The sequence below is a fragment of the Enemella evansiae genome, assembly GCF_004362375.1.
Classification (GTDB): domain Bacteria; phylum Actinomycetota; class Actinomycetes; order Propionibacteriales; family Propionibacteriaceae; genus Enemella; species Enemella evansiae.
This window is the reverse complement of record NZ_SNXA01000008.1, coordinates 249,930-262,945: the sequence shown is the minus strand read 5'-3', so window position 1 is coordinate 262,945 and position 13,016 is coordinate 249,930. Positions and strand designations below refer to the sequence as shown.

Genomic DNA, 13,016 nt, shown 5'->3' with positions numbered 1-13,016 from the left:
ACCGGGCCCCGGCCCACACGTGGCGCACCCCCATTGCGTCCGACCATCGCGCTCCCCATACCGGGTAGCTGTCGACCAATACGGGTTTGATGCCCGAGAAGCATCAAAGAAATGTTTGATGCCCAGCCGACATCAAGGAAATCTTTGATGCTTCCTGGGCATCAGGACGATCTCTGATGCTCACCGGGCATCAAGGAAATCCTTGATGCCTCTCGAGCATCAAACCTGTATCAGTCGGGAGCAGTGGGCCAGGAGAATCGTGGAAAGTGGCCCGGGGCCGGTGCGCGGTCAGCCGTGCAGGCAGAACTCGTTGCCGGAGGGGTCGCGCCACAGCTCCCAGGGCAGTTCGCCCCAGCCGGGGTCGTAGCGGCTGCCGCCGGCGGCCTCGATGCGGCGCGCCCAGTCGTCCCGATCGTCGCCGGTGACGTAGCGCAGGTCGAGGTGCATCCGGTTCTTGCGTACCTTCGGCTCGACCTGGGGGCACAGCTCCAGCAGCGGGCCCAGCCCGGACGGGTGCGTCAGCGTCGCCGGCACCGAGCCGCCGACCAGCTGTTCCCAGCCGGTGAGCATCGCCCAGAACTCCAGGTCCCGCGCCGGATCGGCCGAGTCCAACGGCAGCGCCGCCAGTGGCCCGCGGTCGGCGTACTCGGCCCGCTCCTCCATCACGCAGAACGGATTCCCCTCGGGGTCGGCGAGCACCACCCACGGCACGTCACCCTGACCGATATCCAACCGCGCGGCGCCCTGCCCGAGCAGCCGCTCGACGACCTCGCCCTGGCGTACCCCACCGGCCAGATCGGGATGCAGCCGCGGCGTACCGACCGCCGGCTCATCGACCAACGGGAAGCACAGATCGAGAAACTGGTCGTCGGAATACCGCAACCGGGCCTCGAAGATGTCGGGCCCTTCGGTGATCGGTTCGGCACCGAGCGCCGCGGCCCAGAAGCCGCCCAGCCCACGGGGATCCCGGGCGTCGACGACCAGGTTCTCCAGGTGCATCAGCGGAAGAGCTTGACCAGTCCGCTCGGCGGCTCGCCGTCGCCGTTCAGCGCCTGGGCGGCGCGGGCGAAGCCGTGCGCGACCTTCGGGTGCTGGCTGCGGCCGTGCCCGGCCATGCCCATCGCCACGGCGCCGCAGACGAAGGCGGCGATGACGAGGGCGAGGAGGGTGAAGAGGACGATGCTGCTCACGGCACACCTTTCTCAAGGTCCAACTGGGGAAGGCGCCGGTCGACCACTCCGGCGGGACCAGTGTTACACCTGTGACTCGTGTGATTCCAGTTGTCCGGATCACGATCTCATCAAGGAGTCGAGGGTTCAGTCCCGGATCCGCTGGCTGATTACCGTGGACACCCCGTCGCCGCGCATCGTCACCCCGTAGAGCGCGTCGGCGATCTCCATGGTCCGCTTCTGGTGGGTGATCACCAGCAGCTGGGAGTTCTCCCGCAACTGCTCGTAGATCTCCAGCAGCCGGCCCAGGTTGGTGTCGTCCAGGGCCGCCTCGACCTCGTCGAGGATGTAGAACGGGCTCGGCCGGGCGATGAACAGCGCGACCAGGAAGGCGACCGCGACCAGTGAGCGCTCGCCACCCGACAGCAGCGACAGTCGCTTCACCTTCTTGCCGGGCGGGCGGGCCTCGACGTCGACGCCGGTGGTCAGCCACTCCCCCGGTTCGGTGAGCACGAGCTTGCCCTCGCCGCCGGGGAAGAGCTTGGCGAAGACCTGCTCGAACGCGGTCTCGACATCGGCGTACGCCTGCGCGAAGACCTCCTGCACCCGGTTGTCGACCTCGGCGATGATGTCGGTCAGGTCCTTGCGGGTACGCCGCAGATCCTCCAGTTGTTCGGAGAGGAACTGGTGCCGCTCGGTCATCGCGTCGAACTCCTCGAGCGCGAGCGGGTTCACCCGGCCGAGCACCTGCAGGTTCTTCTCCGCCTTGCGCAGCCGCTTCTCCTGCTCGGCGCGCACGAACGGTACCGGCTCGGGCTGCTCGTCCTCCTCGGTCAGCGCGGACCCGTCGGCGCGGGTGAGCACCGGGATCGCGTTCTCCGGCCCGAACTCGGCCATCAGCGTCTCCGCCTCCAGCCCGAGCTCCTCCATCGCCTTCTCGGTCAGCGATTCGACCCGCATCCGCTGCTGGGCGCGGGCCAGCTCGTCGCGGTGCACGGTGTCCACGAGCTGCTGCAGTTCGGCGGCCAGCTCCCGGGAGCGTCGCCGGGCCTCCGCGAGTTCCCGGTCGGCGGCGGCGCGGACCTGCTCGGCCGCGGCGCGTTCGGCGGCCGCGATCTCGCGGGACGCCTCGACGCGCTTCAGCAGCCACTCGGCGGCGGTCCGCACCGCGCGGGCGTTCTCGCCCTCGCGCTGCAGTTGGATCCGGCGGGCCTCGGCCCGGGCCCGGGCGCGGCGTTCGTTCTCGGCGGCGCGGCGCAGCGAGTCGGCGCGACCGGCCAGCCCGCGGACCCGTTCCTCGGTGGTGCGCAGGGCCAGCCGGGCGTCCATCTCGGCCTGTCGGGCACCGCGTGCCTGCTCGGCCAACCGGTCCCGCTCGCCGGTATCGGCGTCCTCGTCGATCTCCTCGGCCGAGGCCAGCTCCAGCCGCTGCTCCAGCTCGGCCAGCTTCTCGGCGTCCGCGGCCTGCTGGGCCTCGGCCTTCTGCGCCGAGTCGGCGAGCCGGCCGGCCTCGTCACCGGCCTGCTTGGCGAGGTTCTGCCACTTGCCGAGGTCCTCGGCCAGGGCGGCCATCACCGCATCGGATTCGTGCAGCTTGCCCAGCGCCACGTCGAGGCGGCCCTGCGCCTCCTCGTGCCGGTTGCGCACCTCGCCGAGCGCGAACCGCAGCCGCTCCACCTGGTGGTCGGCGGCCACCAGTCGCTTCTCGGCCTCATCGACCGCGGCCTGGGCCTCGATCAGCGACTGCTTCGACCCCGAGCCGCCAGCGGCGAACCAGGCCGAGAGGATGTCCCCGTCGCGGGTGACCGCGGTGACATCGGGCAGGTCGCCGATCAGCCGGCGGGCGGCCGGGAGGTCGTCGACCACCGCGACCTTGCGCAGCACCCGCAGCACCGAGGGCCGCAGCTCGTCGTCGCAGCCGACCACGTCGGCGGCGTACCGGGCCCAGTCCGGCAGCCGCGGCCAGGTCTCGCCGTCGGTGACCGCCCCTCGCAGCAGCAGCCCGGCCCGGCCGAGGTCCTCGGCCTTGAGATGGTCGAAGGCGCCGACCGCGGCATCCGGACCGGTCACCGCGACCGCGTCGGCGGCGGAGCCGAAGGCCGCCGAGACCGCGGCCTCGTAGCCCTGTTCCACCTGCACCAGGGCCGCGACCGAACCCAGCAGGCCGCCGACCCGGTCGGTGGCGGCGAGCAGGGCGGCGGAGGCGTCCTTGCGTTCCAGGCCGAGCTTCAGCGCCTCCAACCGGGCAGCCGCGGCGGCGCGTTCCTGGTTGGCGGACTGTTCCTGGCGCTGCAGCTCGCGCAGTTCGGTCTCGACCACCTCGAGTTCGTCGGCGGCCTGTTCGTGCTCGGAGTCGAGGTCGACCTCGCCGGCGTCCAGGCCGGCGACCCTGGTCTCCAGGCTGGTGAACTCGGCGCGGGCCCGCTGGGCGCGTTCCAGTGCCTGTTCCCGGGCGGCGGTGAGCCGGCCGATCTCCTCGACCACGGCCTCGGCGCGGGAGCGGGCGGAGTTGACCTGGCCGGTGAGCCGGGCCAGGCCCTCGCGGCGGTCGGCGATCGCGCGGAGCTGGGCGGCGAGCCGCTTCTCCTCGATGGCATGGGACTGTTCGGCATCGGTACGCCGCTGGGTCGCCTCGGCGAGCGCGGCGTCGGCGGTGGCCACCTCGGCGCGCAGCTGCTCCTCCTGCCGGCCGACCTCCTTGGCCTCGGCTTCGAGCTGCTCCGGGTCGCGACCCGGGCGGTCCTCGGTGGGTTGGTTGTCGGCGTTGCGGACCCGTTCGGCGGCGATCGAGATGGTCGAGGCGACCCGCTCGCGCAGCCCGGACAGGGCGTACCAGGTCTCCTGCGCGGCGGTCAGCCGTGGCGTACCCTCCCGCAACTGCTCCTCGGCCTCGGCCTCGGCGTCCCGGGCGGCGGCCAGCGCGTTCTCGACGCTGGTTCGCCGATCGCGCAGCGCCTGCTCATCGGCCAGCTCGGATTCCAGCGCCAGGGTGGCCTGCACCAGATCGTCGGCGAGCAGCCGGGCGCGGGCGTCGCGGACCTCGGCCTGGATCACCACGGCCCGGCGCGCCACCTCCGCCTGCCGGCCCAGCGGTTTGAGCTGTCGGCGGATCTCGGCGATCAGGTCGTTGAGCCGGTTCAGGTTGCCCTCGGTGGACTCCAGCTTCCGCAGCGCCTTCTCCTTGCGCTTGCGGTGCTTGAGGACGCCGGCGGCCTCCTCGATGAACCCGCGGCGGCCCTCCGGGGTGGCCTGCAGGATCGAGTCGAGCTGGCCCTGGCCGACGATGACGTGCATCTCCCGGCCGATACCGGAGTCGCTGAGCAGCTCCTGGACATCGAGCAGCCGGGCGGCGTTGCCGTTGATCGCATATTCCGAGCCGCCGTTGCGGAACATGGTCCGCGAGATCGTCACCTCGGTGTATTCGATCGGCAGCGCGCCGTCGGTGTTGTCGATGGTCAGGGCCACCTCGGCCCGGCCCAGCGGGGCGCGCCCGGAGGTGCCGGCGAAGATGACGTCCTCCATCTTGCCGCCGCGCAGCGACTTGGCGGCCTGGGCACCCATCACCCAGGCCAGCGCGTCGACGACATTGGACTTGCCGGAGCCGTTGGGCCCGACGACACAGGTGATACCGGGCTCGAAGTTCAGGGTGGTGGCGGAGGCGAAGGACTTGAAGCCGCGCAGGGTGAGGCTCTTCAGGTACACGGTTCAGCCCCGTTCCGTGTCCCCAGAACCGTCGCGAACCGAGTCGTCGTGGATGGTGTCCTCGTGCACCGTACCCTCGGGGATCGGGTTGCCCTCCTCGTCGACCACCTCGGGGGCGACGACCGCGGCCACCATCGGCAGCTCCTGCTCGGGATGCAGCCGCTTGCCGCGGACCGCGCGGAAGGTCCAGAGCTTGTTCACCACGAAGTTGATCGGCATGGTCAGCGTGATCTGGATCAGGTTGGCCCAGTAGAGCGGTTTGCGCAGCCCGGAGCTGTCGTCCAGGACCGGGAACAGTTTCGCCAGCTCGACCGGTGAGCCGTGCCAGAGCAGCAGCTGAATGATCACCTGACCGACCAGGTAGGCCACCGAGCCGACCGCCAGGAAGGGGAAGAACTCCCGCCACCAGCCGGCATGCTTGCCGGATTTGAAGGTCCAGGTGCGGTTGAGCTGGAAGTTCCAGACGTTGGCGACCAGGAACGCGATCGTGGTGATCACCACATACCAACGGATGTTGAAATCCGAGAACGGCAGCGGGAACGCCACGTCGCGGTAATCACCCCCGAGCAGCTTGTTGAGGATGATCACCACGATCTGGTTCACGAGTACGCCGGAGCCACCGACCAGTCCGAAACGCAGGAACTGCAGCCAGTTGTGGCGGTGACGCACGAAGACGTAGTGGGCGGCTCTCTTCACGATTGGACCACCCTAACGGCGCGCCCGCCGTTCACCGAACCAGCGGCCGCGCGTGGCGCGCGTTGGCATCGTGGGCAGCGGAACGCCGAGCGGTTCATGAACGCCTCCCGCACGATCGGCGTACCGCAGCGCTCGCACGGCAGACCTTCTTGACCGTAGGCGTGCAGCGCCCGGTCGAAGTAGCCGGATTCGCCGTTGACGTTGACATAGAGCGCATCGAAGCTGGTGCCGCCGACGGCCAGCGCCTCGGCCATCACCGCCCGCGCGGCATCGAGTACGCCGACGGCGGCGGCCTGGCTGAGCCGCTCGCCGGGTCGGTCGTAGTGCATCCGCGCGGCCCAGAGCGCCTCGTCGGCGTAGATGTTGCCGATCCCCGAGACCAGCGTCTGGTCGAGCAGCGCCCGCTTCACCCCGCCACGGCGGCGGCGCAACCGGCGGGCGGTCTCGGCGACGTCATACGCCGCATCGAACGGGTCGCGGGCGATGTGGGCGATCTCGGCGGGCAGTTCGGCCCCGTCGAGCGACAGCGAGACGCCACCGAACATCCGCTGGTCGACGAAGCGCAACTCGTGCCCGGAATCGTCGAAGGAGAAGCGGATCCGGGTGTTGCGGGCATCGGGCAGACCCGGTTCTGCGGTCCGGAACTGGCCGCTCATCCCGAGATGCACCAGCAGCGCGTCGCCGTCGGTGAACGGCAGCCAGAGGTATTTGCCGCGCCGTCGCGGGGTGTCGAAGGTGCGCCCGACCAGGGTGGTGGCGAAGTCCTCGGGGCCGGCCGGATGCCGGCGTACCGGGCGGGGATGCAGCACCTGGACCGCGCTCAACCGGCGGCCGGCGATCAATGGGGTGAGCCCGGCACGGACCACCTCGACCTCGGGCAGCTCCGGCACCTCAGCCGACCTCGCCGGCCTCGGGCGTACCGGGCTCGGCTGTCGGCTGCTGGCGTTCCCGCAGTTCGGCGAAGGCGCTGCCGGCGGCCTCCTGCTCGGCCTGCTTCTTGTTCCGGCCGCGGCCGTGGCCGAAGCGCAGTTCGCCGAGCACCACGACCGCCTCGAAGCGCTTGTCGTGGTCGGGCCCGGATTCGGTGATCTCATATCGCGGCGCGCCCAGCCCCAGCGTCGAGGTGAGCTCCTGCAGCGAGGTCTTCCAGTCCAACCCGGCACCGAGCTGGGCGGCCCGCTCCATCAGCGGGTCGAAGAGCCGGTGCACCAGCAGCCGGGCGCCGTCCATGCCGTGGGCCAGATAGACCGCGCCGATCAGCGCCTCCATGGTGTCGGCCAGGATCGAGGACTTGTCGGCGCCACCGGTGGTGATCTCACCGCGGCCCAACCGGATCTGCGGGCCGATGCCCAGCGAGCGGGCCACCTGGGCCAGCGCGCGGGCGTTCACCACCGCGGCGCGCAGTTTCGCCAGCTCACCCTCGCTCAGCTCGGGATGCACCCGATAGAGGTGTTCGGTGACGATCAGCCCGAGCACCGAGTCGCCGAGGAACTCCAACCGTTCGTTGGTCGGCAGGCCACCGTTCTCATAGGCGTACGAGCGATGGGTCAGGGCAAGCACGAAGAGCTGGGGGTCCATCGGGACCCCCAGCTCGGTGCAGAGTTGCTCGATACCCGCCATCGCGTCAGCGGCCGCCGCTCGACGGCCGACCGGGGCGTCGCCCCGGCGGCGGGATCAGGACTCGAGGACCTGTCGCCGCGCCGCGCGCGGACCGTACTGGCCGCAGGACGGGCAGACGGTGTGCGGCAGGTGCTTCTGCCGGCAGGCCGGGTTGGCGCAGGTGACCAGGGTCGGGGCCTGGGTCTTCCACTGGGCGCGGCGGTGCCGAGTGTTGCTGCGGGACATCTTCCGCTTGGGGACGGCCACGATTCTCTCCTGTGTCGGTCGTACGCCGGGCGTTCCGGCTCTTTTCCCGCGGGTGCGGGGTGGTCTTGCGGTTCAGCTCCTGCCGGGCTCGCCATCGGCGCGCCACCCGGCCAGTTCACCCCAGCGCGGGTCGACGGCCGACTCATGGGTGTGCTCCGGATCGGCGTTGAGATTGGCCCCACAATCGGGGCACAGTCCCGCGCAGTCCGGCCGACACAGCGGCATGAACGGCAGTTCCAGCACCACCTCGTCGCGGACCAGGGGTTCGAGGTCGAGCAGCTCGCCCTCCATCCTGCTGGCCTCGGTGTCGTCGGGCTCGGCGTCCGGGTAGAGATAGAGCTCCTGGATGTCGATCTCGAGCTGCTGCTCCATCGGCTCCAGGCAGCGTCCACACTGCCCGGCCACCTCGACCTCGGCGGTCCCGGTGACCAGCACCCCCTCGACGACCGACTCGAGTTTCAGATCGAGCCGGATCGGCGATCCGGTGGGTACTCCGATTACGTCGCTGCCGATGCCCTCGGGCGCCTCGGTGCTGGTCCGCAGCTCCCTCATCGCACCCGCTCGACGACCCAGATCGTGGGTATCGATGACCAGAGGATCCCTCCGGTCCAGCGGGCGTGTTGCTGAGCTCATGCCAACCCCCTCGCGCGCACGACGGCATGGCGTCGCCATAACCGACGTCCCAGACTACCTGCCAGCCGGAGACCCATGCAAACGCGGGCCCCGCCGGCCCGCTGGGCTTAGGCTGTGCGGGTGCCGCAGCCCGATTCCGCCGCCGGAACGCGGATCGGTCTGACCGTCCGCGCCCGGGTGCTGCTCGCCGTCGCGGTGCTCTCGCTGCTGGCGATGAGCCTGGCCGGTGTGGTGGCGTACGCCCTGGAGCGGCAGCGGATCGACCGCGACATCGACGACCTGTTGCGCCGCCGGCTCTCCGACACCACCGCGCTCACCGAGCGGGCCCGGGATCTGCGGACCGGGGAGCCGCTGACCACCACCGCGGAGCTGCTGCAGGCGGCGGTGCTGGAGACCCCGACCCAGGATCACGAGAGCCGGCTCGGGTTGATCAACGGCATGATCACCTGGTCCGCACCCGATCCGACCGGCAGGACCTACACCGACCCCGCCTTCCTGGCCGCCGTGCTCGGCCAGCCCACCGACCGGGTGAGCCTGGCGAGCTGGTTCGGCACCGTACCGACCACCTCCCCGCAGCTGCGCTATCTGGTCGCACCGGTGCGGATGACCGGGGACAGCCAGATCGGGCTGCTGGTCGTCACCATCGATTCGCGCGCCGAGTACGCCTCCCTGAACCGCAACTTCCGCAACTACTTCCTGGTCGGCGCGGCCTCGCTGCTGCTGATCTGGTTCGCCTCCTGGCTGCTGATCGGGCAGCTGCTGGAACCGATCTCGCTGCTGCGGCGGACCACCCGGGAGATCACCGAGACCGACCTCTCCCGCCGGATCCCGGTCCGCGGCAACGACGACCTGGCCCAGCTCACCCGCACCGTCAACGCCATGCTGGACCGGTTGTCGCACACCTTCGCGGCGCAGCGCGACCTCTACGACGACGTCGGCCACGAGCTGCGTACGCCGCTGACGATCCTGCGCGGCCACCTGGAGGTGATGGACCCCGGCGACCCGGACGATGTCCGCGCGGTCCGCGCCCGCGGCATCTCCGAGGTGGACCGGATGGCCCGGCTGGTCGAGGATCTGCTGACCCTGGCCAAGGCCGAGCGGCCGGACTTCATCCGGTTGCAGTCGGTCGATGTCGGGACGCTGACCGATGAGGTGCTGGAGAAGGCGCGGTCGCTGGGCGATCGCCAGTGGCAGCTCGCCGAGGTCGCCGATGTCCGTGCCCAGCTGGATCCGCAGCGGGTCTCCCAGGCGTTGCTGGAACTGGCCCGCAATGCGGTCAAGTTCTCCGAACCCGGATCGATGATCGCGATCGGTTCGCGCGCCGAGGGCACCGAGGTCCGGTTCTGGGTGCGCGACCAGGGGTCGGGGATCGCGCCCGAACTGGCCGCCAGGGTCCGGGAGCGGTTCGTCCGCGGGCGTGCGCAGGCCGAGGGGTCGGGGCTCGGACTGGCGATCGTCTCCGAGATCGCGGCGGGACACCGGGGCACGCTGACGATCGAATCCCCCCACTCGGTAGGTACGACCATTAGTCTCATCCTGCCGAGACGCCCACCCGCGACCACAGCACGCCCCTTCGACGCAGAACTCTCCAACGAGAACGAGGACGAACGATGAGCAGCATCCTGATCGTCGAGGACGAGGCCGAGATCGCCTCGTTCATCGCCCGGGGCCTGGGCGCCGCCGGCCACCAGACCGAGACGGTCGGTGCCGGGCAGGCGGCCATCGAGCGGGTGTCGGCGGGCGAGGTCGACCTGATGGTGCTGGACGTCGGGCTGCCCGACATCGACGGTTTCGAGGTGGTACGCCGGTTGCGCGAGTCGGGCTCGCGGGTGCCGGTGATCATCCTCACCGCCCGCACCTCGGTCACCGACACCGTCGCGGGGCTGGAGTCGGGGGCCGATGACTACATGGCCAAGCCGTTCAGCGTCGACGAACTGGTCGCCCGCGTCCGGCTGCGGCTGCGCCCCGCCGACACCGAACCGCTGGTCCTCAGCCACGGCGACCTGAGCCTGGATGTGCGCACCCGCAGGGCCCGCGCCGGGGAGCACGAGGTCGAGCTCACCGCCCGCGAGTTCGCGCTGGCCGAGGCCTTCCTGCGGCATCCGGGTGAGGTACTGACCCGTGAGCAGCTGCTGTCGATGGTGTGGGGGCTGGACTCCGACCCGGGCTCGAACGTGCTCGAGGTCTATGTGCGCTACCTGCGCCGCAAGATCGGCGCGCAGTATTTCCAGACCGTGCGGGGCCGCGGTTACCGGTTGGCCTGACCGTCCTGGTCCTGGCCCTGCTGGTCCTGCTGGTCCTGCTGGTCCTGCTGGTCCGGGGTCGCCTGTGCCGTCGGTGCCGGAGTCGGCATGGCCGAGCTCGTCCCGACGCGGGTCCTCTTCGGCTTCTCCCGGGCGTCGATGTGACTCGGGCCGGGTTTCAGTGCACCGGTGCTCGGGCGCGGCTTCGTGGTCGGCTCACCGCTGCCGGAACCCCGTTCGGTGTCGCCCTTCCTGCCACCGTCGGAATCATCGCCCTGCTCGTCCTCCGGGAGCGGGGTGATCGTCTCCTGCTCGATGGTCGAGCTGGTGGGTGGGCGGAGGCCCTGGGCGGGTTGACCGCGCTCGATACGGCCGCCACCCGAACCGGTGGAACCGGCCGTCGGTGCGGCGGCGGTCGGGGCCGCACCGGTCGAGCCGGTCGTGGTGGGTGCCTGGGTCGGGGCGGGTTGCCGGGCCGAGCTGGGCGCCACGGGCTGCTGCCCTCCCCCGGTCCGCGTCCCGGTCCCGGCCTGCGGGACGGAACCCGGCCGCGCCGGAGCCGCACCGGGGGCAGGGGCACCGGCCGCGGGGGCACCGGCGGTGGCACCGCTGCGCGCGTCCGGGGCTGCGCCGGCGCGCCGCTGGGGAACAACGGTTCCCACGGTGGCCCCCGGAACACCCTCGGCCGGCCGCGGGGTGGCCAGCGCGCGGTCGCTGGGCTGCGCGGACGGGGACGGCGCCTCGGGCGTACCCGTCGGCTCCCCCGGGGGCAGCTCACCGGGCGCGGTCGGCCCACCGGGACCCGCACCGCCCGGTACCGGGCCGTCGGCCACCGAGTGCGGCAGCTGCCGGCCGAACAGCATCCCGCCGAGCTCCTGCGAACCCGGGAAGAGCCCGTAGTTGATCGCACCCATGGTCACCGTCATGGCGACGGCGACACCCACCACGGTGGTGGTGGCGCGGGAGGCAGGCATCGGTGAATCCCTCGGCTCGTGGGTGAGAACTCTGTAATCAGTCGACTACATTACCGCTTTCAACTAAATCCCAACAGCCACCGGCCAGAAAATCTGGTCAGCTGACCAGCACCGGGACCTCAGGCGGGCGGCAGAGGTTCGGCGGTCTCGGCGTCGAGGCCGGAGCGCTCCGCCAGTCGCTGCCGGGCCACCGCCACCTGGCTGGAGGTCTTGTGCAGCACCGATTCGAAGGACGCCATCCGGGAGTCGATGAAGATGTCGGTCTCCCGCCGCAGCGCCCGGCACTCCTCCTCGGCCTCGTTGCGCAACCGCTCGGCCTGCTCCCGGGCCTGCCGGGTGATCTCGTGCTCGGTGGCGAGCTGCTCGGCGCGCTGCCGGGCGTCGGCGACGATCTGTTCGGCATCGGTACGCCCCTGATCGCGGTGCCCCTCGGAGTCGGCGAGCACCCGGTTGGCCCGCTCCAGTTCGGTTGGCAGCGCGGCCTGGATCCGGTCGAGGAGCTCCAGCATCTCGGCGCGGTTCACCACACAGGACGCCGACATCGGTACGCCCTTGGCCTGGCTGACCGCCTGCCGCAGCGCGGCCAGCGACTCGGTCAACTGATCCGCGCTCATCGGCTCTCCCCTCGATCGGCGGCGCGGGCCCTGATCCGGGCGGCCGCCGCGGGCGGTACGAACTCGGACACGTCGCCGCCCATCAGCGCGATCTCGCGGACCAGGGTCGAGGACACGAAGGACCACTGGGCCGCGGTCGGCAGCAGGATGGTCTCGATCCCGCTGAGCCGGGTGTTCATCTGGGCCATCTGCAGCTCGTAGTCGAAGTCGGAGGCGAACCGCAGGCCCTTCACGATCGCGCCGATACCGTGCTCGCGGGCGAAATCGACGAGCAGACCGGACATCGTCATCACCTGCACCCCCGGCAGTCCCTCGAGCGCCTCATCGAGGATCTCCACCCGCTCCTCGGGGCTGAAGAGGCTGTTCTTGGCGGTATTGGTGCCGACGCCGACGACCACCTCGTCGAACAGGTGCGCGGTCCGTCGAATGATGTCCAGGTGCCCGTGGGTGCACGGGTCGAACGAGCCGGGGCAGATGGCCTTCACCCTGGCGTCACCTCCTCGGTCGCCGCCGCGGTCAGTTCCTCGGCGAAGTGCAGGGTGGTCTCACCGTAGCGTCGCTGCCAGCCGTCGCCGACGCCGGGCGGCCACTGCGGTGCCGCGCCGCGGCTGCCGCGCTCGACCACCAGCAGGCCGTGGGTGGCCAGCCAGCCGTGGCCGACCAGATCGGCGAGCACCCGGTCCAGCCGCTCGGCGGGCAGGTCATAGGGCGGGTCGAGCCAGACGATGTCGAACCCCTGCGGGGCCGGGGTCACCGCCAGTTGCTCCACCTTGGCGGTGCGTACGCCCACCTCGAGTTCGGTGTCGGTGGCGTTGCGGCGGGCCAGGTCGGCGGTCTTCCGGTCGGACTCGACGAGCAGGACCGGGTCGGCGCCGCGGCTGGCCGCCTCCAGCCCGACCGCGCCCGTGCCGGCGTACAGGTCGAGCAGGCTGAACCCGCGCAGTGCCCGATCGGGTGGTTCGTCCTGCCCGTCGGCCCAGGACACCAGCGCCGAGAACAGTGCCTCGCGGACCCGGTCGGAGGTGGGCCGGGTGCGCTGATGATCGGGGGTGGCCAGCTTGCGGCCGCGGGCGGTTCCGGTGATGATCCGACTCACCCGGCCATTATCGCGCGTGCGAC

14 protein-coding genes are annotated in these 13,016 nt (G+C 71.0%); 2 read left to right on the top strand and 12 right to left on the bottom strand.

All coding sequences use genetic code 11. The annotated features are described in order from the left end of the window. Positions 1 to 288 precede the first annotated feature (288 nt). From C8D81_RS01865 to C8D81_RS01830, 8 genes are all read right to left on the bottom strand, one after another. Complete coding sequence (locus tag C8D81_RS01865; RefSeq protein WP_094429436.1) at positions 289 to 999, bottom strand: VOC family protein; 711 nt, start codon at positions 997 to 999, stop codon at positions 289 to 291. Next, positions 999 to 1,190, bottom strand: coding sequence for a hypothetical protein (locus C8D81_RS01860; protein ID WP_094359059.1), 192 nt, complete (start codon positions 1,188 to 1,190; stop codon positions 999 to 1,001). The genes C8D81_RS01865 and C8D81_RS01860 overlap by 1 nt, the downstream gene beginning before the upstream one ends. Positions 1,191 to 1,316: 126 nt before the next feature. Continuing rightward, positions 1,317 to 4,871 carry a chromosome segregation protein SMC gene (gene smc / locus C8D81_RS01855; protein WP_098477105.1) on the bottom strand — a complete coding sequence of 1,185 codons (3,555 nt, stop codon included), beginning with the start codon at positions 4,869 to 4,871 and terminating at the stop codon, positions 1,317 to 1,319. A gap of 3 nt (positions 4,872 to 4,874) precedes the next feature. Continuing rightward, entirely contained in the window at positions 4,875 to 5,567 is a 693-nt protein-coding gene (locus tag C8D81_RS01850) for a GtrA family protein (RefSeq protein WP_094359055.1), read from the bottom strand. Then, positions 5,564 to 6,457 carry a bifunctional DNA-formamidopyrimidine glycosylase/DNA-(apurinic or apyrimidinic site) lyase gene (mutM, locus tag C8D81_RS01845; RefSeq protein WP_094406692.1) on the bottom strand — a complete coding sequence of 298 codons (894 nt, stop codon included), beginning with the start codon at positions 6,455 to 6,457 and terminating at the stop codon, positions 5,564 to 5,566. The genes C8D81_RS01850 and mutM overlap by 4 nt, the downstream gene beginning before the upstream one ends. Position 6,458: 1 nt before the next feature. Continuing rightward, the gene (rnc, locus tag C8D81_RS01840) at positions 6,459 to 7,145 is read right to left on the bottom strand and encodes a ribonuclease III (RefSeq protein WP_229118922.1); all 687 of its coding nucleotides are present in this window, start codon (positions 7,143 to 7,145) and stop codon (positions 6,459 to 6,461) included. Positions 7,146 to 7,241: 96 nt separating this feature from the next. Next, the gene (rpmF, locus tag C8D81_RS01835) at positions 7,242 to 7,433 is read right to left on the bottom strand and encodes a 50S ribosomal protein L32 (RefSeq protein WP_094359049.1); all 192 of its coding nucleotides are present in this window, start codon (positions 7,431 to 7,433) and stop codon (positions 7,242 to 7,244) included. 72 nt (positions 7,434 to 7,505) lie between these two features. Next, a complete protein-coding gene (locus tag C8D81_RS01830) occupies positions 7,506 to 8,066 on the bottom strand; it encodes a YceD family protein (RefSeq protein ID WP_094404099.1) in 561 nt (186 codons plus the stop codon). Positions 8,067 to 8,186: 120 nt separating this feature from the next. Here C8D81_RS01830 and C8D81_RS01825 point away from each other — a divergent pair, with 120 nt between their 5' ends. Both C8D81_RS01825 and C8D81_RS01820 read left to right on the top strand, forming a co-directional pair. Beyond that, a complete protein-coding gene (locus C8D81_RS01825; protein ID WP_094424803.1) occupies positions 8,187 to 9,680 on the top strand; it encodes a sensor histidine kinase in 1,494 nt (497 codons plus the stop codon). After that, a complete protein-coding gene (locus tag C8D81_RS01820) occupies positions 9,677 to 10,330 on the top strand; it encodes a response regulator transcription factor (RefSeq protein ID WP_094424801.1) in 654 nt (217 codons plus the stop codon). Before C8D81_RS01825 ends, C8D81_RS01820 begins: the two co-directional genes overlap by 4 nt. Here the strand turns inward: C8D81_RS01820 and C8D81_RS20795 are convergent. The 4 genes from C8D81_RS20795 to rsmD all read right to left on the bottom strand — a co-directional run bounded on the left by C8D81_RS20795 (position 10,315) and on the right by rsmD (position 12,993). Next, positions 10,315 to 11,283 (bottom strand): hypothetical protein, encoded by a 969-nt coding sequence (locus tag C8D81_RS20795; RefSeq protein ID WP_094404101.1) that lies wholly within the window; start codon positions 11,281 to 11,283, stop codon positions 10,315 to 10,317. The two genes, C8D81_RS01820 and C8D81_RS20795, sit on opposite strands and share 16 nt — an antisense overlap. 119 nt (positions 11,284 to 11,402) lie before the next feature. Further along, positions 11,403 to 11,897: an ATP synthase subunit B family protein gene (locus C8D81_RS01810; RefSeq protein WP_094360616.1), complete on the bottom strand. Its 495-nt coding sequence runs from the start codon at positions 11,895 to 11,897 to the stop codon at positions 11,403 to 11,405. Next, positions 11,894 to 12,382 (bottom strand): pantetheine-phosphate adenylyltransferase, encoded by a 489-nt coding sequence (gene coaD / locus C8D81_RS01805; RefSeq protein ID WP_094360614.1) that lies wholly within the window; start codon positions 12,380 to 12,382, stop codon positions 11,894 to 11,896. Before coaD ends, C8D81_RS01810 begins: the two co-directional genes overlap by 4 nt. Further along, entirely contained in the window at positions 12,379 to 12,993 is a 615-nt protein-coding gene (rsmD, locus tag C8D81_RS01800; protein WP_094404103.1) for a 16S rRNA (guanine(966)-N(2))-methyltransferase RsmD, read from the bottom strand. Before rsmD ends, coaD begins: the two co-directional genes overlap by 4 nt. Positions 12,994 to 13,016: the final 23 nt, after the last annotated feature.